Origin of the sequence: Ruania rhizosphaerae, assembly GCF_009805705.1 — a bacterium.
Classification (GTDB): domain Bacteria; phylum Actinomycetota; class Actinomycetes; order Actinomycetales; family Beutenbergiaceae; genus Ruania; species Ruania rhizosphaerae.
This window is the reverse complement of sequence record NZ_VSMB01000017.1, coordinates 1-22,738: the sequence shown is the minus strand read 5'-3', so window position 1 is coordinate 22,738 and position 22,738 is coordinate 1. Positions and strand designations below refer to the sequence as shown.

Genomic DNA, 22,738 nt, shown 5'->3' with positions numbered 1-22,738 from the left:
GGACTATCCTTTCGTCGCGCCCGATGAGATGCCGCGGATCAGCGACTTCTGCATGAGCAGATAGATGATGAGGCTCGGCAACAGTGCCAGCAGTGCACCGAACAACAGCACGCCGGTGCCGGTCTCGGGGTCGTTGCGAAGCACGCCGAGCGCCACGGTGAGGGTGTAGTCGGCGGGTGAGTCCGCTGCGATGAGAGGGAGCAGGTACTGATCCCAGATCATCATGAAGCCGAAGATGGTGACCACGCCGAGCACCGGCTTGCACAGCGGTAGAACGATGCTCCAGAGCATCCGCAGCTCGCCGACGCCGTCCAAGCGCGCGGCCTCCTCGATCTCGCCGGGGATGTCCTTCATGAACTCGGTCATCACCAGGATGGAGAAACCCCAGACGGCAACCGGCAGAATCACACCCCAGGGCGTGCCACGCACACTCAGACCGGTTCCCGCAACATCGCCCAGCACTTGCGACAGTGGGATCGCGATGACCTCTTCGGGAAGCATCATCGTGGTCAGGAAGAGCATGAAGACGAGCGCGCGCCCTCGGAACCGGTGGCGCGCCAGCGCATATGAGGTCAGGACGGCGACCGCGACCTGGAGCAGCAGGCCCCCTCCGACGATGATGAAGGAGTTGGCGAAGTAGCCGAAGACACCGAGGCGCTCCGCCGCGCGCACGGAGGCCAGTGAGGGTTCGGCGGGGATGAGCCGGAGCGAGGTGGAATCTCCCTGGGCGTCGAACGCCCCGGAGAGCACGAGCAGGAACGGGAGGGCGAACACCGCGAGCACCACCAGGCACAGCAGCACCCGGACCACGTTCGAGATCTTCCAACCGGGAGCCCATCCGAGCGCACTGTCGAAGCGGCCCTCGGCATGGACCTTGCGCTGCTTCGCCGCAGACGGGGCGTTGGCTCGCATCGTCATGAGGTTTCCTTGCGGTGAGTGATCGCTCGAGTGGCCACCGTGAGAGCGAGAGTGACCAGCAGGAGCAGCACGGAGGCGGCGGAGGCGACGCCGAGATTATTGGAATCGAAGCCCAACGAGAATGTGCGGGTCATCCACACCTCGGTTGCCCCCGCTGGTCCACCACCGGTGAGAACGTACACCTCGGTGAAGATGCGCAGTGAGCGGATGGCCGCGAGCGTGAGAACCACGCTGATCGCAGGTCGCAGCGCGGGCAGCACGATGTACCAGATGCGCTGCCGCGTGGTGATCCCGTCCATCGCCGCCGCCTCGTAGAGCGAGCGATCGATCCCGACGAGCCCGGCCATGATGATGATCATGTTGTAGGGCGCTGCCGTCCAGATGCCGACCATCATCACCCACCACAGTGCCTGCGAGGGGTCACTCAGGAACTGCTGCGTCGGAAGCCCGAAGAGCGAGAGCACAGAGTTGGCGAACCCGGACTCGGAGGGGAAGAGAAGGATCCGCCAGACCTCACCGATGATCGCCAGCGCGGTGACGACCGGGAGGAAGACGGCGGTGCGCGCCCAGCGCAGTGGGCGCGACGCTCCCTCCATGAGGAGGGCCAGGCAGAACGCCAGCAGCACCGCACCAGTGGTCTGCCCGACGGCTAGTAGCACGGTGTGCTCCATCGCATCGATGAAGCGTTGATCGCCGAGGACGTCGGCATAGTTCTGCAGCCCGATCCATTCGTTGCCGAGGAACGGTTGCACCTTCTGGAAACTCATCCAGATGCCGTCGACGGCCGGATGGAACTTGAACAGCACTGCCAGCACGAGCCCAGGCAGCACGAAGAACCACGGGATGAGCTGACGCTTGATCCGGGGCCATGACAAGGGGCGGCGGCGCCCCGCTCCAGAGCCCGAGCCCTGGAGCGGGGTCCGCTCATGCGCGAGCGCGCTCGTCATCCGGCGAACTCATCGCGCTCGAGCTGCTCTTGCAGCTGCGCGGCGATCGACGTCACACCCTCGGCCACGTCGGCGTTGCAGTCGGCCGCGATGGCGTTGAGCCCGTCGGCGACGATCTGGCGGTAGGGCAGGTAGTCGATCGACCACGGGAACGGCTCGGAGTCGGCGTATGCCTCCTGGGCAACCGCGAGTCGCTCGTCCCCGGTGACCTGTGCGGCGTCGACATTCTCGTTGACCGGAATCCGGACCACGGCTTGAGCCGCGACACCCTCGTCGTTCTCCTCGTTCGACATCCCGATCTCCTGCGCCTCGGCGGAGATGAGGAAGGAGGCCAGTTGCTGCTGCAGTTCGAGCTTGTCCGAGCTGGCGCCGAAGTAGATGTTCTCGCCCTCCGCCCAGGCCGTGGTGCCCTCCGGCCCTGCGGGCGCGGGAATGATCTCGACGTTCTCGGCTCCGACAGCCTCGCTGAAGGTCGAGATGTTGTACGGGCCCGTGCTGTAGATGCCCGCGGTCCCCTGCTGGAAGAACGGAGTGTCTGCCGTGGTCAGGTTGATCGAGCCCGGCACGGTCACACCCTCGGTGCAGAACTGCTCCTGCACCCACTCCACCGCCTCGTTCACCTCTGGAGAGTCGAAGACCACGGAGAAGGTGCCGTCCTCGCTGCGCTCGAGCGCGTCGCCTCCGGCCTGCAGGATGTAGGGGTTGGCCCAGCGGTAGATGTAGCCGCTCTGCGCGGACCCTGGGACGACCATGCCGTAGGTATCGTCCTCACCGTTGCCGTCCGGATCTTCGGTTGCGAACGCCTCAGCGAGCTCAGTCAGCTCGTCCCAGGTGGTCGGGACGTCGTAACCGAGGTTCTCGCGCCAGTCCTTGCGGAGGATGGTGATACTGGCCTGGCGAGAGAACGGCACGCCGTACAGTTCCCCGTCGGGCCCGATACTCTCGTCCCAGATGCGCTGCGGTACTTCGTCGTTGCCCTCGATCGCCGCTTGGTCGACCGGGAGCACCAGACCTTGCGCCACGTAGTTGCCGAGCGAGCCCGCGTCGTTGACCAGCAGGTCGGGCAGATCGCCCTGCGAGGCACGTGCCTGCAGCTGAGTGTCGAACTCCTGGACCGCTTGGTACTCGACCTCGATCCCTGTCTGCTCGGTGAACTCGTCGAGCATGAACTGCCAACTGACTGCGGAGGCTTCATCGCTGCGGGCCCACACCTCAAGGCTCTGATCGGCATCGTCACCTGCTTCGCCGTCCGAAGCGCAGGCGGCGACCGTGAGCAGGATCGATGCCGCCGCGGCGCATGAGACGAACCTCATCGAGCGGGGATTCCTCATTGATACCCTACTTTCGCATATGTGAACTCGTCCGCTTCTGCGAACGCGTTCACGATGCTAATGTTGAGCCACATAGCTGTCAATGCGGCAGAGAGCCGCAACCTTCGTCGCTCGACCGAGAGGAACTGCGTCGTGGACTCACCGTTGACGATCCTGCTCACCGGAGCCGCCGGCCTCAGCGGTTCCGGACTGCGGCCGGTACTGCAGGACCGTGGGCACCGGGTGCGCCTGCTCGACAAGCTGCCAACGGCACCCACGACCACCGAGACGGCGATCGTGGCAGACCTCACAGATCTCGACGCGGTTCGTGCTGCCGCGCGGGGCGTGGACGTCATCGTGCATCTCGGGGGCCACAGCCGCGAGCAGTCCTGGGATGAGCTGGCACAGGTCAACGTCGAGGGCACCCGGACAGTGCTCGAAGCGGCACGGTTGGAAGGGGTCCGGCACCTGCTGATCGCCAGCTCCACCCACGCCGTCGGCGTCTGGCCAATCCCCGAGGAGCTGGTCGACTACCTCCCCATCCGCCCAGACAGCCTCTACGGCGTGAGCAAGGCGGCCATGGAAGCTCTTGCTTCCGCGTATGCCGATCGCCATGATCTCGTCATCTCACTCGCCCGGATCGGCACGATCCATGACAAGCCCAACAGCGTTCGTACGCTCTCGACCTGGCTTTCACTTCCGGACCTCGCGCGACTCGTCGAGGCAACTGCGAGGTACCAGCGAGCGGGGGCACATCTGGTCTGGGCTGTCTCTGCCAACTCCCGCGGCTGGTTCTCCCTGGAGCCCGGCCGACGGATCGGCTACGAGCCGAAGGACAACGCCGAAGATTTCGCCGACACTGTCTCCGATGACCCGATCGATCAGAATGGTCTGATCGGAGGCGCATTCGCAGACGACACCCATCCATTAGGAGTTCACTGGTGAGCACCACTTCCGCCGCCCGGGCCGAACCGGAGGAGACCGCCGGCCGGCGAGTGAAGTCGGCCGAGCGAACGCTCCACCTGCTCGACGCCCTCGCCGCGGCAGGCGCTCCGCTGCCGATGGCCGAGTTGCACCGCCGTGTCGGTTACCCACGTTCCAGCCTCCATCAGCTCATTCACACGATGGCCGCCAGCGGCTGGGTCGAGCTGACCGAAGCCGGGGAGGTCCGGATCGGGGCCCATGCACTCGTCGTCGGAACCTCCTACCTCGACCGCGAGCCTGCGTTGCCACTGGCTCAGGCCACGCTCGAGCGCGTCCGCGACAGCACGGGCTACACCACGCACTATGCCCGGCGCGACGATGCCCACATCCTCTATCTGGCCACGCGCGAGACCACCAACTCCTCACGCGCGACCTCGCGCGTGGGTCGGCGGTTACCCGCCCACGCCACCTCGCTCGGCAAGGCGTTGCTCGCCGAGCTGAGCGCGGCTGAGCTCGACGAGGCGCTGGGCGAGGAGCCGCTGGCGCAACTGACGCCTCAGACCATCGTGGAGCGCGATCTCCTCACCCAGTCGCTGGAAAAGGTCCGGCGCACGGGATACGCGGTCGAGCGGGAGGAGAACACTCCCGGCGTCTGCTGTGTGGCGACCACGATCTCCTACCGGATACCAGCCACCGATGCGATCAGCTGTTCGATCCCCAGTGACCGCGCCACTACCGAGGAACTGGAGAACGTGGGGAGCAAGTTGGCCAGTGCCGCGCACGACCTCGCCACACAGCTGCGTTCGGCAGGCGTGCGGTGACCACGACCTTCTGCGCCTATCCGTGGGACATCCTCGACGATCCCGGGGTATTCGATCGCGTGAGGCGCGCCGGAGCTACCGGCGTGGCGATCGCCGCTGCGTACCACTCCGTGCGCGCCGCGACCCCGCTGCACCCGGGCCACATGGTGATCGACGCCGCCGAGTCGGCCTTGTACATCGACCGCGCGCCGCACATCTGGACCGGCAGCACGCTTCTGCCGCAGACCGACACGCCCTGGACCGGATCGGACGCATTCGGCCGCGCCGCGGAGCTCTCCCGCCGGGCGGGCCTGCGAGTCGAGGCCTGGGTGGTGCTGACTCACTCCACTCAGGTGGGCCGCCGTCATCCCGATCACGCTGCGGTGAACGCGTGGGGAGAGATGTATCCGTACGCCCTCTGCCCCACCTCGCCAGCCGTGCGCGACTACGCCACCCGTCTGATACGCAGTGTGCGGGACCGATTCGCGGTGGACGGCCTGATGATCGAGGCGTGCGGTCCGATGGGGCTCGGCCATGTGGGTCGCCACGAGAAGACCGCGGGTGCCGACTGGACCGAGACAGCGCAGAACTTGCTCTCGATCTGCTTCTGTGGCTGGTGCCAGGCTGCCTATCAGCGGGCAGGCATCGACACCGAACGCGTGCGGGCGGACGTCGTGAACGGAGTGCGGGCCGAAGCGGAGGGGAAGCACGGCGAGGTCGAGTCCCACGTGCGTGAGGCCCAGGGAGTGCTCGCGGTGCGCACACACAGTCGCCGCGAGCTGCTCCGGAACGTGCTCGCCAGTTGCGCGGGCGTCGAACGGACGGTGTTCCACGCGGACCCGGAGCCGTGGAGCACCGGGCCGTTCGCGGCTCTGTTCGACGACGCCGACGACATGCACGGAATCGTGGTCCCCGCTCACCGCCTCGCGGACGGAGGCGCCCATGACCTACGCGCCCGGTTGAACGGCAGCAGACTCGGCGGCTACCTCATGGGCCTGCCGCCGATGGAACCGGCATCGATCCGCACCCAGTGGCCCGCGCTGATCGAAGGGCTCGATGACGTCTACCTCTACCACCTCGGCCTGCTGTCCCAACCGCGGCTGGACGCCGTCGGGCACGCCGTCACCACCGCGGGACATGGTCGCAGGGCTTCCACTGCCACCTTCTGACCGGCGGGAGCCCGAACGATGCACCGAGGCGCGCTGCACCAGCGAGACCAGGTGGGCGTGGGCGTACTCACACACCAACGCGTGCCGCGGGACGTCCAGGTGTTCCGGAGCCTCGACATCCACACCCTCCAGCGCGATCAGCACGTCATAGACGTTGATGTCGTGCCGCACGGTGGAGACAGGCACGCCCTCGCCCATGGAGAAGGCATCGCTCAGATATCGTCGATCGATGCGCGACCGCTCCCTGGCTCGGCTCACTTCTGAACAACGCTCCCTCCTGGCAGGCTGGATCCCTGAGCTCACGATCCTCGCGGACCTCAGTTGGGACCTGGTCGAGACCACCGTGCTCCACGGGTCCACAGGGGACGGCACCCAGGTGGTCATCAAGGCAGGCGGACCATCGGATCATCACATCGAACGAGAGATCCGGGCCCACCGCGAGTGGACCGCGCCGTGGACCGAGACCGGCCACGCGGCCCGGCTCTGGCACTGCGATCGCGACGCGAAACTCCTCGTCACCACCTACCTCACCGGTCACCTCGCTCTCGACACTCCGGCCGAGGAAGATCCCGAGGTCTACCGCCGGGCCGGCGCACTCCTGGCCTCTTTCCACGGGCAAGCCGCTCTGACCGAGCCCGACTGGGAACTGCGGGAGAACACCAAGATCCTCGACTGGCTGGACCGCCCACACCGGATCGATCCGGTGCATGAGGCAGTCCTGCGGAACTCGATCGCGGCCTGGCCGACACCACCGGCGACCCTCGTGCCCACGCACGGCGACTGGCAGCCGCGCAACTGGCTGATCGATGGCAGCGAGGTACGCGTCATCGACTTCGGTCGCGCCGCATGGCGACCGGCCTACACCGATCTCGCGCGGTTGGCAGCCCGCGACTTCAACCGGGACCCGACACTCGAACGAGCCTTCTTCTCGGGCTACGGTACGGACCCGCGGGAGCCCGAGTCGTGGCTACGGTGCCGGGCTCGGGAGGCGATCGGCACGGCGGCTTGGGCGTACCAGGTCAGGGACCGGGGGTTCGAAGCTGAGGGCCATCGCATGATCGAGAGAGTGGTCCCGCTGCTGCGCGACTCAGCCTAGGAATCGAGCAGTGCGATGACCTTCTCCATGGTCACCAGCGCAGATTCACGGACCACGTATCGCGCGATGCCCAGTTCTCGCGCTTGGCGCTTGAGCTGCGCGGCCATGTCCTCACGCGTGCCCACCAAGAGGAATGGCGCCTGGGCAAGGTCGTCCGCGGTCGAACCGGGGAGTCGCTCGGCGAGCTCGGTCAGCACAGCCCGGCGATCGTCGGTCTCTGTCACCACCTGCACGAGCGCCTCGACCTCGGGTGCCGTCCCTGTCCGCGCACTCTCGTCCTGGACGATCGCCAGCTGCGCGCGGAGCTTCTCCTTACTCCATCGCACCTCGTGACGGTGCCCGTCCGGCAGCGTGCGGCCGAGACCGCTCAGACCGACCACATCGGCAGTACGGGCCGCTAGCCGGAGCAACTCCGGGTGCGCCCCTCCGACGGCGATCCGGACCCTGCCGGTGGCCGGCACATCCTCGAGCACGGCATCATCGAGCTCGAGGAATCGACCCGTCGCGGTGACATGCTCCCCGTCGAGAAGCTGCGCCACTGCCGGGACGAACTCGGCAAGGCGACCGATCCGATCGGCGGGCGAGGGCCACCGTCGGCCGCTCACCTCCCACTCTCGGAACGTGTGCCCGGCACCCAAGCCGAGAATCACCCGACCAGGCGCCAAGGCGTCGAGGGTCGCCGCGTCCGTGGCTACCTGCAAAGGTTCTCGGACACCCGTCTGCAGCACGCACGTCCCCAGCCGCAGCGTCGAGGTGACGGCCGCGGCAGCGCCGAGCGCCGGCCAGGGCGAGGCCCCCGATCCCGGGTGATCTCCCATCAGGAGCGCCTCGAATCCGCTCGCCTCCAGCCGGCGCGCCAGGGCCAGCCAGGAGTTGAGGTCGCGAGGCTCGGCCTGCACGCTGATGCGAATCTCCGACATTCCCCGATGCTCCCACGTGCACACCACGGTCGCCTCGACGGTTGCCACTGCTGGGTGCAGCGCAACCTTGCGTGCGCATGGACCCCGGCACACCTGCTGGACCCACCGGTAGCGGTCTCAGCCCAGCGGGTCCCGCCCGATGAACCCCAGCAACCGCGTCTGTACGTCTGAGCCTTCCGGCACGTCCACCCGCGGACCGTACTGGCCACTCGCGCGGATCAGCTCCTCGATCGGCTCCATCCCGCGGAGCAACTCCCGGCACTTCTCAGGATCCAGCCTTTCGTCCTGCCCCGTCGCACGCGCCAGGTCCCAGGTGTGCATGAACACGTCGGCGGTATAGAACTGGTCGATCGCCTGGGCGAGCGGAAGCTCCCCGGTGTGAGGATTGGAGAAGGTGAGCTCCGCCGTCGCCGGATCATCGAGCAGTGCCTGCACGCCGTCGGCGTGTACCTGCCAGGCAGCCACGGGATCGGCATCCACATCGCCGGCGGGCAGCTCGATCCCGGCCCCCGCCTTGAGGAATCCGGGGAACCAGGTGAGGAGGTGACGCACCACATCCCGAGCAGTCCAGCCTCCCACCGGGGCCGGGGCGTCCCAGTCCCGGGTGCCACGCACCCGGTCGGCGAACACCCCGGCGATCCGGCGATGCTCCTCTGCGGGAGTCACACCGCGCCCTCGGCGAGCAGCTCGTCGAGCTTCTCGTAGCCCTCGTTGATACCGACCTCCATACCGCTGGCGAGCATGCCCTGCTGCGCCTCCATCGACTCCACGATCGACTTGGACACGATCCGCGTGCGGCCGCCCTCGAGCGGCTCGAACGTCATGATCTCCAGGGCGACGGCGTCACGCATCTCCTCGAACCCGAAGGTCTGCACGAGCTTCTCCCCCGGGATGGCGTCGTGGAAGCAGCCGAAGAAGTGCGCCACTACCTCACCGTTCTGGATGGCGTTGTAGCGGTAGCTGCCCCCGGTCTGGCAATCCCATGTCGCGATGTCCATCTCGACCGACCGAGGGCCCATCCACCGCTTCACCAGCTCCGGCTCGGCCCACGCGCGGTAGACGCGCTCGGGCGGGGCGTCGAACTCGCGGGTGATGGTGATGACGGGGATGGTGGGGTCGGCCTCGATCTGCGCTTCGCGGGTGGTGGTACTCATGATGCTGCTCCTTCGTGGTGTGGGTTCTCGTCGTCGGCCATGTCGGCCAAGAGTGCGTCCAAGCGCTGGAACCGCTCCTCCGCCTGGCGCCGGTAGCGCTCGATCCATCCGGTCATCAGATCGAGCACCTCCGCCTCCAGGTGCACAGGACGCTTCTGCGCTTCCTTGCGTCTGCTCACCAGACCGGCATCCTCGAGCACCCTCAGGTGCTTGGAGACGGCCTGCAGGCTCATGTCATACGGCTCGGCGAGCTCCCCGACCGTCGCGTCACCAGTGGCGAGCCGGGCGACCATGTCGCGCCGGGTGTCGTCTGCGAGTGCCTGGAACACGTGGGAGAGCCGATCCGCCACAAGACTCGCCTCCTCAACTGATTGGTTGAATACGACGAGCGTAGGCACGGACTCGATCGCTGTCAACCTCTTGGTTGAATACGGTGACCGGCTGACGCAGGTTCGGCAGACTGACACACGGATCACCCCGGCCAGCCGTGTGTCAGTCTGCCGGCGGTATGTCAGACGCCCCCGGGCGCGTTGTACGTTGACGTATGAGTTCCACCGAGCACACCATCTGGTGGCACGTCTTCCCTCTGGGCTTCCTGGGAACGGACACCACCGGCGCCGACCGCACTCCGGCCACCCGGCTGCCCGCCCTGATCGGATGGCTGGACCACCTGCTCGAGCTGGGGGCGAACGGGCTCGCACTGGGACCGGTGTTCGAGTCCTCCACGCACGGCTACGACACGATCGACTACTTCCGCATCGATCCGCGCCTGGGCACCGAGGCCGATCTGGTCGCACTCATCGATGCCGCCCACAGCCGGGGAATCCAGGTGATGCTCGACGGCGTGTTCAATCATGTCGGCCCCGAGTTCCCGGCATTGCTCGCCGCCCGCGAGGACCCCGCCTCCCCCGAGGCGCACCTGTTCGCGCAGAACCCCGACGGCGGACCGGTCACCTTCGAGGGGCACGGCGGCTTGATCACGGTGAACCATGGCGCACCCGAGGTGGCCACGTTGGTCACTGATGTCATGACCTATTGGTGTGACAGAGGTGTGGATGCGTGGCGTCTCGATGCCGCCTACAGCGTCCCGGTGGAGTTCTGGACCACGGTGCTACCCGCCGTCCGCGAGCGCCACCCGCAGGTCTACGTGATGGGTGAGGTACTGCACGGCGACTACGTCGCATTCACCCGCGACGGCGGCCTGGATGCCGTCACCCAGTACGAGTTGTGGCAAGGCATCTGGCACTCCATCGCCGACCGCAACTTCCACGAGCTCGACCACGCACTCGGCCGGCACAACGCCTTCCTGGACGCCTTCGTGCCCTACACGTTCGTGGGCAACCATGACGTCACGCGGATCGCCAGCCAGGTCGAGGACGCGCGTCACCTCCCGCATGCGATCGCCCTGCTGTTCACCCTCGGAGGGACCCCCTCGGTGTACTACGGCGATGAGCTGGGCCTCCAGGCGGTCAAGGAGGAGCGGTTCGGTGGGGACGATGCCATCCGGCCCGCTTTCGGCGCCAGCCGCGACGAGATCGACGGCGCGAAGCCGGAGGTCTTCACCCTGCACCAGGAGCTCATCGGCCTACGCAGGCGGCACCCCTGGCTACACACCGCGCGAAGCCGGACGGTCGCCGTCGGGAATGACACGATCGCCCTAGAGGTGGCCGGCCCGGACCAGGCGCTGATCGTATGTCTGAATATCGGCGACAGCGAGGTACGCACCCCCGGTGCGGGCACCGTCCTCGCCGGCCACGACGCCGGGCTGGATGGCGAGGAGCTGGTGGTCGGCCCGCACGGGTGGGCGGTCACCGAGACGGCTGCCTCGACGAAGGGGGTGGCGGCGCCTCACACCCGATCGCGGCGCCGCGTCCGCAATTGAGCCGCAGCCACGAGCACCAAGCCGCCGGCGAGCAGCGTGAGGCCGACCGTTGACGCGGTCACCCCATCGATCGGTCCGCCCGTGTCTGGCAGGGTGCCGGGGCCGTCGCCCCCTCCGGGCTCGGATGGCTCCACCGGCCCAGGGGATGCCGAGGGCCCAGGGGTGGGGCTGGGTACCGAGGTCGGGGTGGGAGTGGGGGTCGGGGTCGGCGTGGGCGTTGGGGTGGGGGTCGGCGTGGGCGTTGGGGTGGCGGTGACGGTGGGGGTCGGCGTGGGCGTGGCACCTGCCTCACGGCAGGTCAACTCAGCGGCGAACGGGAAGTCATGCACTTCGCGCGGCACCCCCGGCGGAGCCTGAGTCGGGATGCCATGGATGAACGATGCGGCGATCACGTTCCCGGCGATGTTCTGAGTGACCTGCCAGTTGAGCACGGCGTGGGGCGCGTAGATCGTCCCGTTCACGCTGTCGCCCCCATTGACGACGACGGAGGTCGCGTCGACGAAGTTGTAGAGGATCGACGGCGCATCCGCCTCTCCGACTCCGGCCTGGTTCGGGAACGCGCCCGCGAACGAGGCGCCGACGACGTTCACCAGGAGCGGTGAGGATGCGGTGGGCGGGTCCGGAAAGCTGATCTCCGCGATGTTCGCCAGGTCATCGGTGGTGATGTTCAGGACGTTGGTCTGGTCGGATTCGATCGGCAGGCGCACGTTAGCCCCAGGGGCGAGGGGGGACGCGACTGGGGAGCCGTCGTCGCGGTTCAGCAGTTGCACGGTGGGAGCGCACTGACCGAGCAACGTCGATGTCGGCCGGTAATGCTCGAACGCGGTCTCGATGTCGACCAGGTCCGCCGAGACGGGAGCGCTGATGGAGGCCGGCGACTGCGGCGAGGTGAGATCGATACGTGGCGGGCTCGATTCATAGCTTGCCCCGGGCGGAACGACGCGGGCGTTCACGTTCGCCCCGTTCGAGTCGGTGTTGAAGGCGTCGTAGGTGCTGGTGTCAGCGATCTTCACGTACCCACCGCCGAGCACCGAGAGCACCTGGGGCCCGCCGGACCAGTCCACTCCGCCGCCGACGAACAGGGCCACCGGAACAGTGTCGCCAGGCGCCGTGAAGGTCTCACGTGGGCTCATGACGTTGTACGAGGACGCGAACAACAGATCCCCACCGAGAGCCATCGTTCCTTCGGCTTCATCGGCGTTCAGCTGCACATCCCCTTCGACGAACACCAGGAAATTACTGTTCGCGGGGCGCTCGGACGTCGACTGCCCGAGCGGATAGGTCACCGGGTTCAGCGGTCCGATGGTGTCGCCTGGCGCGGCCACAGCGGATTGGGCCACCAGGAGGGTGGCACCAACAGCAGCGAGGAGCCCTCCGGCCATCGTCATGCGGGTACGCGGCTTGTGCAGCATCTCTGCATCCTCGCGCACGAGTCGACGAACTTCTAGCCCTCGGCCGAAGCGCACCCTGCATGCGACGTCCTCGTTGGGCTTGATCGAGGCGCACGGTGGCGCAAGACTGGATGCCGTCGGGGGCACAGCATTGGCGCCCTGCGCCCGCATCAACCGGAAGGATCCCGTGATGTGCACGAGAGTTGTCTACCTGGGTGAAGGTGACCGCGTCATCACGGCGCGGTCGATGGACTGGAACGTGGACCTGGGCACCAACATCTGGCTGTTCCCCCGGGGGATGAAGCGCGATGGCGCCGCCGGCCCCCACTCGATCACCTGGACCTCTCGCTACGGCAGTGTCGTCTCCAGTGCCTACGAGCTGGCAACCGCCGATGGCATGAACGAGAAGGGACTCGTCGCCAATGCTCTGTGGCTGGTTGAGTCGAGGTACCCGGATCCGCACGAACGCCGGCCCACACTCTCGATCGCGGCATGGGCACAGTACGCCCTCGACAACTTCGCGACCGTCGCCGAGGCGGTCAGGGAACTCTCCGCCGAGACCTTCACCGTCGCCACCTCCACCGTGCCGGGTCAGGAGCGGGACGCCACGATGCACCTCGCCCTGTCCGATTCGAGCGGCGACAGCGCCATCTTCGAATACCTCGACGGTGAGCTCACGGTCCACCATGATCGGTCCTACCAGGTGATGACGAACTCGCCGCCCTATGCGCAGCAGCTCGCGATCAACAGCTACTGGGACGAGATCGGTGGCACCGTGATGATGCCCGGGACCAATCGTGCCGCCGACCGGTATGTACGGGCGAGCTTCTACGTCAACGCCGTCCCTCAGGTTGAGGACCGAACCATTGCGACGGCCGCCGTGTTCGGCGTGATCCGCAACGCTTCGGTGCCGTACGGAATCACCACACCGGGCCAGCCGAACATCTCCTCCACGCGGTGGCGCACCGTGGCCGACCACAAGGATGGCCGGTACTACTTCGACTCGGTGCTCTGGCCCAGTGTCATCTGGGTCGACCTGAGCGACCTCGACTTCTCCGAGTCGGCGTCACCGCAGAAACTCGACCTCACCGGGGGCCTGCCGCCGGCACAGGGCGGCGACGCGTCAGCGCTCTTCGAGCCTGCCGCGCCCTTCCCGTTCGCCGGCCCTGAGTGAGTCACCCTTGCGGAACGGTTCGGGCAATCTCCGGCGCAGGTCCTCCTACCCGACCATGGTGGCCATCCGCCGCATGAGCGCATCGAACGCCCGGTCCGGCAGCACCCGTCGCAGCCCGATCAAGGGCTTGGCCCCGAAACCGATGGCGTATCTCGTGCGCGGCCTGGTGGCCGTGACGGCCCGCTCGACGGCGTCAGCCACCACGTCCGGGGACGAGTCCCGCTCCCCGCTCGCAGCGAGCATCCCCGCCACGGCGCTCGCCTGCCTCCTATAGGGTCCCGACCCGGAGGTGCGAACGACATTCTCGGCCGCGATGGTGCCCCACTCGGAGCGGATCCCGCCAGGCTGGATCACCACCACGTCCACCCCGAACGGAGCGAGCTCCAGGCGCAGACAGTCACTGAGGCCTTCGAGGGCGAACTTCGTTCCGTGGTACCAGCCGCCGAGCGGGGTGTAGATCTCACCACCCATCGAGGAGATATTGACGATCCGGCCCGACCGCTGCTCCCGCATCGTCGGCGCCACCAGCTGGGCCAGCCGCATCGCACCGAACACGTTCACCTCGAACTGCTGCCGGGCTTCGTCGATCGGCACGTCCTCGATCGCCCCGTAGGAGCCGTAGCCGGCGTTGTTCACGAGGACGTCCAAGCGCCCGGTCTCGGCCAGGATCTGCCCGACGGCGTCCCTTGTGGAGTCCTCGTCCGTCACGTCCAGGCTCAGGGTGCGGATACCGACGGCGGCCAGCGGCTTCATCCTGTCGGTGCGGCGGGCGGCGCCGTAGGTGACGTAGCCCTGCTCAGCGAGGCGGCGAGCCACCACCTCCCCGATCCCGGACGAAGCCCCGGTGACCAGGGCGACCTTCTCGTTCATCGCTTGCTCCTCGCCGTCGGGACTCCTCGCTCCCATCATGCCGGGTGCCCCCTCCCACCGCGAGGTGCCACCCATCGTCGGTATGTGGTCCCGGAACCGACAGAGGATGGCACCCACCTGACAGACCCCCGCGTCCTAGGCGCCACCATCCGTCGCCAACCCGCAGTGGAAGCGACGGACCATGGCGCCTACCGAGACGGCGGGCCGCACCGTCAGGCCGGGACGGCGACGCACTCGTGGATCCCCAGGTCCAGCGGTGCGGCGTCGGTGACCAGGCGCTGGTCCCGGTCGTAGCCACCATGGCGCAACGTGCGGTAATCGATCGGTTCCTCGGCGGGCAATCCGTCCAGCCGCGTCAGGAGGCGCTCACGCTCATGGTTGAGCCCTGCGAACTCGCGCCGGTCGGTCGCGGCGATCAGGTGTGGGCGCAGCGGCTGGATACCCGTGTACCAGAGGATGCCGTGCAGCAACGGAAACAGCAGTGCCTCGAGATGCCCGTTCACTCCCCCAGCGGCGAACGACGGCTCACGGTCCCCGGCGGTGACCACGACGAGTGCTCGTTTCCCCTCCAGACCGCCTTCGCCGTACTTCAACGTGCGACCGGCCGCGTTGGTGACGTTGAACGCGAACCCGTTCACGAACACCCGGTCGAACCAGCCCTTGAGAATCGCCGGCATCCCGCCCCACCAGAGAGGGAACTGCAGCACCAGAAGGTCGGATTCCCGCAGCTTGGTCTGCTCGGCCCGGATGTCCGGAGCGAGGGTGCCAGCCAGATGCGCCTCCCGCGTGCGGGTGCCGAAGGTCTGGTCACCACCCACGCCTCCGAGGTCGTCCTCGGTGAGAGCGGCCTGCCAACCCATGGCGTACAGGTCGGAGGTGGCGACGGCGTGGTCCCGGCTCAGGTGCGCCACGCCCGCGGCGCGGAGGGCGCCGTTGAGGGACCGGTCGGTGGGGTGTGCGGAGAGCCAGAGGGCGGATGAGGTGTCGGTCATGACTCCATCTGACGTGGTACCACGACTAGGCACAAGTACGGTCCTGGATTGCATGTACCGACAGTTGTGTAAGTATGGAGGTCATGCGCGCATCGGTGATCAATGCTCTGGAGGTCTGCCCGGTCGAGGTGGCGATCAGCGCCGTGGGCGGTGCGTGGAAGCTCACCATCGTCAAGCATCTGCTCGCGGGCACATTCCGATTCGGCGAACTGCGCCGCGCGGTCGGCCCAGTGAGCGAGCGAACGCTGGCACGCCAGCTGCGTGAGCTGGAGACGGACGGGTTGGTGCATCGTGAGGTGTACGCCGAGGTGCCTCCGCGGGTGGAGTACAGCCTCACTGAGCTCGGGGCCTCGCTGCGGGAGGTCGTAGCGGCCATGGATGCGTGGGGTGCTGTACTCAGCCGGGAGGCCGAGACCGCGTGGCAGGTCCGCCAAGCCTGAGCCGGCGACCCGACGGCACCCAGATCAATCGTCGCCACACCACGTCACCAGCTTTCGAGTCGTGGACCCGTTCGGCAATGTGGCTCGGTCTGATGCACAACCCGCACTACGTGGATATTCTCCCGGCGAGGGAGGCAGGGCACTACCGTCGCTCGATTGCTTACGACAACTGGCGAGACGATCCCCGGAGCGTGCTGAACCACCAGGACACGAGGCCGACGCCCACGAGAGCCACCAGCGCCGCGCTCACCCACACCGGGCTGAGTGGGCCACCGCCGATCCCGAGCGCGACCACCGCCAGGGCGGGGCCAGCGGCGGCACCGACGTTGAGCGCCGCCGTGGCATACGAACCAGCCATGGTGGGAGCGCCAGCCGCTTCGTACAGCACGCGCGTGATCAACGTGCTGCCCACGGCGAAGGACAGCATCCCCTGGATGAACACCAGGACGATCAGGGCCACCGGTGAACCGCTCGTCATGGCCACCGCGATCCAACCGATCAGCAGCAGTGGGGTTCCGAATCCGATGAGCGCACCGGGGCGGCGATCTGAGAACCCGCCCGCGACCGTGACACCGGAGAACGAGCCCACTCCGAAGCACATCAGCGCCACCGAGACCCACAAGCTTCCGAGCCCCGCGACGTCGGTCACGATCGGAGCCAGAAAGGTGAAGGTGGCGAAAGTGGCAGCGTTGACCAGGGATCCGAGCAGCATGGCCATCACCAGGCCTGGCCGGCGCAGCTGGGCGATCTCCGTCCGCAACGACACCTGCCGGACTGCCGGCGCGCCGTCGTGCGGCTTCAGGCCGAGCGCAATGCCGACCGCAGCCGGTAGGCAGAGCACCGCGATCGCCCAGAACGTGGCGCGCCAGCCCAGCATCGAACCGAGAAGCGCTCCACCGGGCACACCGGCCACCGTGGCCACGGTGATACCGGACAGGAGGACCGCCAACGCTCGCCCGGTCTGTTCGGGAGCCACCAGGGTGGCAGCTGTGCGCAGAGCCACGGCGAGGAATCCGGCGTTGGCGAGTGCGGCCACCACCCGGGTGGCGAGCAAGACGCCGAAGCTGGGAGTCAGGGCACCGAGTACGTGAACGGCGCCAAAGAGCAGCAGGAACCCGAGCAGTGCCCTGCGGCTGGGCCAGCGGCGGGCGAGGGCCGCCGTCAGGGGTGCGCCCACCACCATCCCGACGGCGAAGGCTGAGGTGAGCAGGCCGGTGGCACCCACCGTCACATCGAGGTCGGCGGCGATGTCCGGGATGAGGCCGGCGAGCATGAACTCTGAGGTCCCCATGGCGAAGATCGCCAGGGCAAGGAGGTACAGCGGACGAGGCATCGAAGAACTCCGGGTGGGAGAGAGCGAACAGGGGTCGTCTCGTCACCGCGGCCAGCGCCCGGATCCGTGTGCACCTCAGCAGGCGCTGCGGCTCAGCTCAATGGTTCAACTCAGTGATTCAGGGACTGACGGCGTGACCGGCAGCCCCACCGTGGATGCCTCAGGGGTGGACATGCCCTGAACACTACGTCGACCCGCCTGCTCGCACGCAATAGGTTTTCACCATGCAGCATCACCAGGACACCCTCGCCGCCTTCGTCGAGCACGTCCGCCACGACCCTGACGCAGTGGGCGTGGTGGTCACCGGATCAGTAGCCCACGGGACCGAACGCCCCGACTCCGATGTGGACGTCCAGCTCGTCCTGACCGAGGAGGCGTTCGCTCAGGCGTGGGAGCAGAACCGACTGAGCTACGTCGTCCGGGACGTGGCCACCTACGACGGTGGCTACGTCGACATCAAGGTGGCGAGCGCCGACTTCCTGCGCCGGGCAGCACGGGACGGGGACGATGCGATGCGCCATTCGATGATCGGCGCGCGGGTTGCCTGGTCTCGGATAGAGGGTCTGGAAGAGGTGGTCGCGGCGATTCCGGTGCTGCCCGCGGACCTCTGGGAGGACCGGATGGCGTCGTTCATCGCGCAGGCGCGGCTGCATGGTGGCTACTTCCTGAAGCAGGCGGTCATACTCGACAACACTCATCTGCTGCACCATGCCGCTGTCCACGCCGTCACCGCCGGTGGCCGGGCGCTGCTTGCCCTGAACCGGACCCTGTTCAAGGGGCACAAATACCTGGACGAGATGCTCGCTTCGGCCGGGCATGTGCCCGACGAGTATGCGCGTGCGGCAGCCGAGCTACTGCACCAACCCAGCATGGAGTCCGGGAAGGCCTACATGGACCTGCTGGAGTCATTCCACCCTTGGCCGCTCAGCAAGGAGCAGACGCTGTCCACCTTTGTCCGGGACAATGAGCTCGGCTGGTACTCGGGCCGGATGCCACCGGAGTATGCGTGATCCTCCGGTACGACCGACGGGAGGTCACCGCCCCAGCCAGCGGGTACACAACAGACGGGCCAGGAGCACGCCGCGCCACTATTGGCACGACATGCCTGAGGGCCGTCAGTTCGGGACGGCGGCCGCCACCACGCCCAGGTCCTCGAGCAGCGCGACGATGCGTCCCCGGATCTCGTCCCGGATCGGGCGCACGGCCTCGATCCCCTGCCCGGCGGGGTCCTGCAGTTCCCAGTCCTCGTACCGCTTGCCGGGGAAGATCGGGCAGGCGTCCCCGCAGCCCATCGTGATCACGACGTCGGAGGCCTGGACGGCGTCGGTGGTGAGCACCTTGGGCTGCTCGGCGGTGATGTCGATGCCGAGCTCGGCCATCGCCTCCACCGCGACCGGATTGATCTGATCCGCCGGCGCCGACCCGGCCGACCGGACCTCGACGCCGTCACCGCCGAGTGCACGCAGGAAGCCGGCGGCCATCTGCGAGCGCCCGGCGTTGTGCACGCAGACGAACAGGACGCTGGGCTTGTCAGTCATCATTCTCCTCAAGATGGGTGGACTGGGCGGCGGAAGGGCCACCGTCGGGAATGGTCAGATCGGGTACGAGGGTGGCGAGCAACTCGCGCACGTGGGAGTCGATCTCGGCTTGGATGGCGGCGACGCCGGCGGCCGAGGCGAGGGCCGGGTCACCCACCTGCCAGTCCTCGTAGCGCACGCCGGGGATCACCGGGCAGACGTCACCGCAGCCCATGGTCACGACCACGTCGGCGGCGCGGACGGCGTCGTCAGTGAGCGGCTTGGGGAAGGCGTCGGCGGCAGTGCCGAGAGAATCGAGCGCGTCGCGCACGCCCGCGTGGATCTCCGACGCCGGAGTGGACCCTGCCGAGCGGACGGTCACCCGGTCTCCGGCGTAGTGCCGTACCAGAGCCGCCGCAAGCTGGGAGCGGCCGGCGTTGGCCACGCAGACGAACAGCACCTGGGGTGGGGTGCTCGCGCGGTCACGGGTGATGTCGACCAGGCGCTGACGGGCGAAGCGCTCGGTGAGCGGCACCAGGTGGGCGCTGATGGTGGCGGTACGGGCGAGCCCGGTGTAGGACTCCCGGACGATCGCCCGCACAAGAGTGGCGTCGACGTCAGCGAATCGGCCGGTCATCGCAGTGGTGAGGTGTTCCAGCGCGAGCTCGACATCGGTCAGACCGGTCAGATGCGGGGAGTCGCCGTGAGCGGCGAGCGCCGCCGGGGCGAAAGAGTCGAGCAGCGCGGTGACGGCGCTGCGGTACCCGGGGGTGATGGAGTACCAGACCCAGGTGCCGCGGCGCTCGCTGGTGAGCACGCCCACCTCGCGGAGCACCTTGAGGTGGTGGGAGACGGTCGGCTGGGACAGGTCGGTGAGCGCGGTGAGATCGCACACGCACGCCTGGCCGCCCTGAGCGGCGGAGATGAAGGAAAGCATCCGCAACCGGAGCGGATCGGAGAGCGCCTTGAGGGCGGCGCCAACCTGGTCGGCGACGGAGCGGTCGATGGCGCGCGCTTCGAGGGCCGGGGCACAGTCGGGGTCGGTGGACAGGGGCTGGAGCTCGGAGGTGGTCATGAGCGGATCTCCTCGTGGGAGGTGGGGGTGTCAACGGTGACGGTGGTGTCGCCCTGTGAGCCCCGAGGGCTGCGTGGATCATGGCCCCACCAACGGCGGCCGACCCACAGGGAGACATAGACGAGGCCCACGAGCACAGGGACCTCGATGAGCGGGCCGACGACGCCGGCGAGCGCCTGCCCGGAGGTGGCTCCGAACGTCCCGATCGCCACGGCGATCGCGAGTTCGAAGTTGTTGCCGGCTGCCGTGAATGCGAGGGTGGTGGACCGTCCGTAGCCCAGCCCGAGAGCCTTGCCGGTGACCATCCCCAGGCCCCACATGAGTGCGAAGTAGACGAGCAGCGGCAGGGCGATGCGGACGACGTCCCAGGGGTTGGAGGTGACCGCCTCGCCCTGGAGCGCGAACAGCAGCACGATGGTGAACAACAGACCGTAGAGGGCCCACGGTCCGATGCGGGGAACGAAGCGCTCCTCGTACCAGTCGCGTCCGCGGGCGCGTTCACCGATCAGGCGAGAGAGGAAGCCGGCCAGGAGCGGTATCCCGAGAAAGACGAGCACATTGACGGCGATCTTCCCCATGGAGACGTCCAGGGCAGCACCCTCGAGGCCAAGCCAGTCGGGCAGCACGGCGAGGTAGAAGTAGCCGAGGAGGCTGAAGGCGAGCACCTGGAAGACGGAGTTGAGGGCGACGAGCACGGCAGCCGCTTCCCGGTCCCCGCAGGCGAGGTCGTTCCAGATGACCACCATGGCGATGCACCGGGCCAGGCCCACGATGATCAGACCGGTGCGGTACTCGGGCAGATCGGCGAGGAAGATCCAGGCCAGGGCGAACATCAGCAGCGGGCCGAGCAGCCAGTTCAGCGCGAGCGAGGCGAGCAGGAGTTTACGGTCGCCGGTGACGGCGGCCACCTTGTCGTAGCGGACCTTGGCCAGCACTGGGTACATCATCACCAGCAGGCCGAGCGCGATCGGCAGGGAGATCCCGCCGATCTCGAGCCGGGCGAGCAGTTCGCTCAGCGCGGGGACGAAGCGGCCGAGGACCAGCCCGGCGACCATCGCGAGGCCGATCCAGAGCGGGAGGCCACGGTCGAGGGCGGAGAGGCGAGCGGGAGCCTGCTGTATCGACATGACTCAATATTGATGGATATCGATACAGTGCGTCAAGCGTCGCACTCCCACCCACCCCGAGCTCACCGCGCCCGCCCGTCACATCCGTCCACGCCGACTTCTGCAACTTCCTCAAATACTGCAGAAGTGAGGACGAATCCGCACTCGATCGCTCGCACTCATGCCCAGAGCGCGCTGATCGGTGCAGCAACGATCCGATCACCCAGCTCGAACGTGGTCGGCCCTGTGTGCAGCACGATGCCGCGCGCGAATCGTGAGCCGAGACTGTCCCGCAACCACGTGAGATGGCGCGCGTCCTTCGCGGTCACCGCCGCAGCAGCCTTGATCTCGATGGCGACCACTCCCCGATGCCCGAGGTCGATCAGGAGGTCGACCTCGTGCCGACCATCGGAGGACCGCACATGGTGCAGCGTTCGCCGCCGCGTCGCGGCGAGAACCGGGCGAAGCTGGGCGGCAACGAACGAATCGATCATCCGCCCGAACAGATGGCCGTCCGCCAGGATGTCGTCCACGTCCGCCTGCAACGCTGCGGCCGTGAGGCCGGTATCAGTCATGTAAACCTTGCGGCGGGAGGAGAGCCTCTTGATCCGGTTCGTCGTCCATGCCGGGGCGAGATCGACGATTCCGAGTCCGGCGAGCAACTCGTCATAGCGGCGGGCGGTCTTCGCCGTGACTCCAGCGGCCGTGTAGAGAGTCGCATCGCTGGGCGCACCTGCTGTGTTCTCGGCCAGGGCCATGAGGTACGCCATCAATCGACCACCGTCGACTGTCGCACCGGCCGAGGCGAGATCGCTGTCGACGAACTGTTCGAGATAGTCGCCGTACCAACGCGCCCCCGTGCGCTCGCCCAGCGCAGGCGTCGGCATGCCGCCGCGCACCGCGCGGCTGAGGTACCCGGGAAGGTCCTCTGGCGAGCGCGGCCCCTGAAGTTCGCCGTCGACCAGCCTGGGGATGAGCACGTCCAGGTCAGGGCCCCCGGCCAGTTCGGCTTCCGTCAGGCCGAACATGCGCAACCGTGCGATTCGCCCGGTGCCCGGCCACAACTCAGGCGCGTGATGGAAGCGGATGCTCCCGGTCAGGATGAATCCACCCGGCTCGGAACCCTCATCGGTCAGCCTCTTGATCGCCGGTAACACCGCCGGAACGTTCTGCCACTCATCGATGAGCACAGGAGGCTCGAGCCGACGCAGCGCTGCATCGGGATCACTATGAAACTGCGCCGCTTCCGCGGGAACGTCCAGCCGCACGATCGTCTGCGCGCGACGTCCCGCAGTCGTGGTCTTGCCGCAGGCGCGGGGACCAGTGATGAGGACCGCAGGGGCGTTGTCGAGCAGCTCGTCCAGTACGGGATCAACGATCCGCGTCGTGTAAGCACCGCTCGACATGGACCGACGATACCAAGTTTACGCACGCGGCGCTGCTAAATTTACACATTCGCGACTGCCAAACTTACACATCTGGGGGCGCTCACATCGCGACCTGCCTTCCCACACGTTCCTGCCGGGCGCACGAGATCACCGCGGCGGCAGCGCCACCAACTGCTCGATCCCCCGCCCCGCCAGGTACGCGACGTCGTGCCGCCGCTCGGCCGCATACTCCTCGTTGAACTCCCCCGCCGAACGCTGACTTCCACGGCGTCTGGGCCGGCGATGTCAAGGGGTCAATGCAACTTCGGGCGGATTGGCGAGTAGGTGGGTCA

The 22,738-nt window shown here is 67.5% G+C and carries 23 protein-coding genes; 8 read left to right on the top strand and 15 right to left on the bottom strand.

The features are described from left to right. Positions 1-3 precede the first annotated feature (3 nt). Genes FV560_RS18055 through FV560_RS18045 form a run of 3 tightly spaced genes read right to left on the bottom strand, consistent with a single transcriptional unit; the run spans position 4 to position 3,178 of the window. The gene (locus FV560_RS18055; protein ID WP_159623008.1) at positions 4-918 is read right to left on the bottom strand and encodes a carbohydrate ABC transporter permease; all 915 of its coding nucleotides are present in this window, start codon (positions 916-918) and stop codon (positions 4-6) included. Then, complete coding sequence (locus FV560_RS18050; RefSeq protein ID WP_159623006.1) at positions 915-1,865, bottom strand: carbohydrate ABC transporter permease; 951 nt, start codon at positions 1,863-1,865, stop codon at positions 915-917. Before FV560_RS18050 ends, FV560_RS18055 begins: the two co-directional genes overlap by 4 nt. Continuing rightward, positions 1,862-3,178, bottom strand: coding sequence for an ABC transporter substrate-binding protein (locus FV560_RS18045; RefSeq protein WP_235020210.1), 1,317 nt, complete (start codon positions 3,176-3,178; stop codon positions 1,862-1,864). The genes FV560_RS18050 and FV560_RS18045 overlap by 4 nt, the downstream gene beginning before the upstream one ends. Positions 3,179-3,328: 150 nt before the next feature. Between FV560_RS18045 and FV560_RS18040 the strand changes: the two genes are divergently transcribed. The 4 genes from FV560_RS18040 to FV560_RS18025 all read left to right on the top strand — a co-directional run bounded on the left by FV560_RS18040 (position 3,329) and on the right by FV560_RS18025 (position 7,164). Further along, on the top strand, positions 3,329-4,120 hold the full coding sequence (locus tag FV560_RS18040) for an NAD-dependent epimerase/dehydratase family protein (protein WP_235020209.1): 792 nt from the start codon (positions 3,329-3,331) through the stop codon (positions 4,118-4,120). Beyond that, the gene (locus tag FV560_RS18035) at positions 4,117-4,920 is read left to right on the top strand and encodes an IclR family transcriptional regulator (RefSeq protein WP_235020208.1); all 804 of its coding nucleotides are present in this window, start codon (positions 4,117-4,119) and stop codon (positions 4,918-4,920) included. The genes FV560_RS18040 and FV560_RS18035 overlap by 4 nt, the downstream gene beginning before the upstream one ends. Then, positions 4,917-6,068: a hypothetical protein gene (locus FV560_RS18030; protein ID WP_159623000.1), complete on the top strand. Its 1,152-nt coding sequence runs from the start codon at positions 4,917-4,919 to the stop codon at positions 6,066-6,068. Before FV560_RS18035 ends, FV560_RS18030 begins: the two co-directional genes overlap by 4 nt. A gap of 229 nt (positions 6,069-6,297) precedes the next feature. Then, entirely contained in the window at positions 6,298-7,164 is an 867-nt protein-coding gene (locus tag FV560_RS18025) for an aminoglycoside phosphotransferase family protein (protein WP_159622998.1), read from the top strand. Here the strand turns inward: FV560_RS18025 and FV560_RS18020 are convergent. The 4 genes from FV560_RS18020 to FV560_RS18010 all read right to left on the bottom strand — a co-directional run bounded on the left by FV560_RS18020 (position 7,161) and on the right by FV560_RS18010 (position 9,636). After that, a complete protein-coding gene (locus FV560_RS18020; RefSeq protein WP_159622996.1) occupies positions 7,161-8,084 on the bottom strand; it encodes a TIGR03621 family F420-dependent LLM class oxidoreductase in 924 nt (307 codons plus the stop codon). The genes FV560_RS18025 and FV560_RS18020 overlap by 4 nt on opposite strands. 117 nt (positions 8,085-8,201) lie before the next feature. After that, positions 8,202-8,750 carry a TIGR03086 family metal-binding protein gene (locus tag FV560_RS20180; protein ID WP_200837786.1) on the bottom strand — a complete coding sequence of 183 codons (549 nt, stop codon included), beginning with the start codon at positions 8,748-8,750 and terminating at the stop codon, positions 8,202-8,204. Then, positions 8,747-9,238, bottom strand: a complete 492-nt coding sequence (locus FV560_RS20175; protein WP_200837784.1) for an SRPBCC family protein — start codon at positions 9,236-9,238, stop codon at positions 8,747-8,749. The genes FV560_RS20180 and FV560_RS20175 overlap by 4 nt, the downstream gene beginning before the upstream one ends. Continuing rightward, positions 9,235-9,636 (bottom strand): ArsR/SmtB family transcription factor, encoded by a 402-nt coding sequence (locus FV560_RS18010; protein ID WP_420853389.1) that lies wholly within the window; start codon positions 9,634-9,636, stop codon positions 9,235-9,237. Before FV560_RS18010 ends, FV560_RS20175 begins: the two co-directional genes overlap by 4 nt. Positions 9,637-9,782: 146 nt before the next feature. Between FV560_RS18010 and FV560_RS18005 the strand changes: the two genes are divergently transcribed. Continuing rightward, a complete protein-coding gene (locus FV560_RS18005; protein WP_159622994.1) occupies positions 9,783-11,120 on the top strand; it encodes an alpha-amylase family glycosyl hydrolase in 1,338 nt (445 codons plus the stop codon). Here FV560_RS18005 and FV560_RS18000 read toward each other — a convergent pair. Further along, on the bottom strand, positions 11,087-12,532 hold the full coding sequence (locus FV560_RS18000) for a choice-of-anchor A family protein (protein WP_159622992.1): 1,446 nt from the start codon (positions 12,530-12,532) through the stop codon (positions 11,087-11,089). The two genes, FV560_RS18005 and FV560_RS18000, sit on opposite strands and share 34 nt — an antisense overlap. 169 nt (positions 12,533-12,701) lie before the next feature. On the opposite strand from FV560_RS18000, the gene FV560_RS17995 reads away from it, so the two are divergent. After that, positions 12,702-13,685 (top strand): linear amide C-N hydrolase, encoded by a 984-nt coding sequence (locus FV560_RS17995; protein ID WP_159622990.1) that lies wholly within the window; start codon positions 12,702-12,704, stop codon positions 13,683-13,685. Positions 13,686-13,730: 45 nt separating this feature from the next. Here the strand turns inward: FV560_RS17995 and FV560_RS17990 are convergent, their stop codons facing one another. Continuing rightward, a complete protein-coding gene (locus FV560_RS17990) occupies positions 13,731-14,555 on the bottom strand; it encodes an oxidoreductase (protein WP_159622988.1) in 825 nt (274 codons plus the stop codon). Positions 14,556-14,767: 212 nt separating this feature from the next. Beyond that, positions 14,768-15,547 (bottom strand): NAD(P)H-dependent oxidoreductase, encoded by a 780-nt coding sequence (locus FV560_RS17985; protein ID WP_159622986.1) that lies wholly within the window; start codon positions 15,545-15,547, stop codon positions 14,768-14,770. Positions 15,548-15,630: 83 nt separating this feature from the next. Here FV560_RS17985 and FV560_RS17980 point away from each other — a divergent pair, with 83 nt between their 5' ends. Beyond that, positions 15,631-15,987: a winged helix-turn-helix transcriptional regulator gene (locus FV560_RS17980; RefSeq protein ID WP_200837782.1), complete on the top strand. Its 357-nt coding sequence runs from the start codon at positions 15,631-15,633 to the stop codon at positions 15,985-15,987. A 160-nt stretch (positions 15,988-16,147) separates the two neighbouring features. On the opposite strand, the gene FV560_RS17975 is transcribed toward FV560_RS17980, so the two are convergent. After that, positions 16,148-17,320 (bottom strand): Cmx/CmrA family chloramphenicol efflux MFS transporter, encoded by a 1,173-nt coding sequence (locus tag FV560_RS17975; protein ID WP_159622984.1) that lies wholly within the window; start codon positions 17,318-17,320, stop codon positions 16,148-16,150. 224 nt (positions 17,321-17,544) lie between these two features. Between FV560_RS17975 and FV560_RS17970 the strand changes: the two genes are divergently transcribed. Then, positions 17,545-18,330: a nucleotidyltransferase domain-containing protein gene (locus FV560_RS17970; protein WP_159622982.1), complete on the top strand. Its 786-nt coding sequence runs from the start codon at positions 17,545-17,547 to the stop codon at positions 18,328-18,330. A gap of 105 nt (positions 18,331-18,435) precedes the next feature. Here FV560_RS17970 and FV560_RS17965 read toward each other — a convergent pair whose 3' ends face one another. From FV560_RS17965 to FV560_RS17950, 4 genes are all read right to left on the bottom strand, one after another. Next, the gene (locus FV560_RS17965) at positions 18,436-18,858 is read right to left on the bottom strand and encodes an arsenate reductase ArsC (RefSeq protein WP_159622980.1); all 423 of its coding nucleotides are present in this window, start codon (positions 18,856-18,858) and stop codon (positions 18,436-18,438) included. Next, a complete protein-coding gene (locus FV560_RS17960) occupies positions 18,851-19,912 on the bottom strand; it encodes a metalloregulator ArsR/SmtB family transcription factor (protein ID WP_159622978.1) in 1,062 nt (353 codons plus the stop codon). Before FV560_RS17960 ends, FV560_RS17965 begins: the two co-directional genes overlap by 8 nt. Then, positions 19,909-21,039, bottom strand: a complete 1,131-nt coding sequence (gene arsB / locus FV560_RS17955) for an ACR3 family arsenite efflux transporter (RefSeq protein ID WP_159622976.1) — start codon at positions 21,037-21,039, stop codon at positions 19,909-19,911. Before arsB ends, FV560_RS17960 begins: the two co-directional genes overlap by 4 nt. Positions 21,040-21,197: 158 nt before the next feature. Continuing rightward, a complete protein-coding gene (locus tag FV560_RS17950; protein WP_159622974.1) occupies positions 21,198-22,424 on the bottom strand; it encodes an ATP-binding protein in 1,227 nt (408 codons plus the stop codon). Positions 22,425-22,738 lie beyond the last annotated feature (314 nt).

Excerpts from the sequence above, each read along its gene's own strand:
- FV560_RS18055 (WP_159623008.1), bottom strand. The coding sequence starts at position 918 with ATGACGATGCGAGCCAACGCCCCGTCTGCGGCGAAGCAGCGCAAGGTC.
- FV560_RS18050 (WP_159623006.1), bottom strand. The coding sequence starts at position 1,865 with ATGACGAGCGCGCTCGCGCATGAGCGGACCCCGCTCCAGGGCTCGGGC.
- FV560_RS18045 (WP_235020210.1), bottom strand. The coding sequence starts at position 3,178 with ATGAGGTTCGTCTCATGCGCCGCGGCGGCATCGATCCTGCTCACGGTC.
- FV560_RS18025 (WP_159622998.1), top strand. The coding sequence starts at position 6,298 with ATGCGCGACCGCTCCCTGGCTCGGCTCACTTCTGAACAACGCTCCCTC.
- FV560_RS18020 (WP_159622996.1), bottom strand. The coding sequence starts at position 8,084 with ATGTCGGAGATTCGCATCAGCGTGCAGGCCGAGCCTCGCGACCTCAAC.
- FV560_RS20175 (WP_200837784.1), bottom strand. The coding sequence starts at position 9,238 with ATGAGTACCACCACCCGCGAAGCGCAGATCGAGGCCGACCCCACCATC.
- FV560_RS18005 (WP_159622994.1), top strand. The coding sequence starts at position 9,783 with ATGAGTTCCACCGAGCACACCATCTGGTGGCACGTCTTCCCTCTGGGC.
- FV560_RS18000 (WP_159622992.1), bottom strand. The coding sequence starts at position 12,532 with ATGCTGCACAAGCCGCGTACCCGCATGACGATGGCCGGAGGGCTCCTC.
- FV560_RS17995 (WP_159622990.1), top strand. The coding sequence starts at position 12,702 with ATGTGCACGAGAGTTGTCTACCTGGGTGAAGGTGACCGCGTCATCACG.
- FV560_RS17990 (WP_159622988.1), bottom strand. The coding sequence starts at position 14,555 with ATGAACGAGAAGGTCGCCCTGGTCACCGGGGCTTCGTCCGGGATCGGG.
- FV560_RS17985 (WP_159622986.1), bottom strand. The coding sequence starts at position 15,547 with ATGACCGACACCTCATCCGCCCTCTGGCTCTCCGCACACCCCACCGAC.
- FV560_RS17980 (WP_200837782.1), top strand. The coding sequence starts at position 15,631 with ATGCGCGCATCGGTGATCAATGCTCTGGAGGTCTGCCCGGTCGAGGTG.
- FV560_RS17975 (WP_159622984.1), bottom strand. The coding sequence starts at position 17,320 with ATGCCTCGTCCGCTGTACCTCCTTGCCCTGGCGATCTTCGCCATGGGG.
- FV560_RS17970 (WP_159622982.1), top strand. The coding sequence starts at position 17,545 with ATGCAGCATCACCAGGACACCCTCGCCGCCTTCGTCGAGCACGTCCGC.
- FV560_RS17965 (WP_159622980.1), bottom strand. The coding sequence starts at position 18,858 with ATGACTGACAAGCCCAGCGTCCTGTTCGTCTGCGTGCACAACGCCGGG.
- FV560_RS17960 (WP_159622978.1), bottom strand. The coding sequence starts at position 19,912 with ATGACCACCTCCGAGCTCCAGCCCCTGTCCACCGACCCCGACTGTGCC.
- arsB (WP_159622976.1), bottom strand. The coding sequence starts at position 21,039 with ATGTCGATACAGCAGGCTCCCGCTCGCCTCTCCGCCCTCGACCGTGGC.
- FV560_RS17950 (WP_159622974.1), bottom strand. The coding sequence starts at position 22,424 with ATGTCGAGCGGTGCTTACACGACGCGGATCGTTGATCCCGTACTGGAC.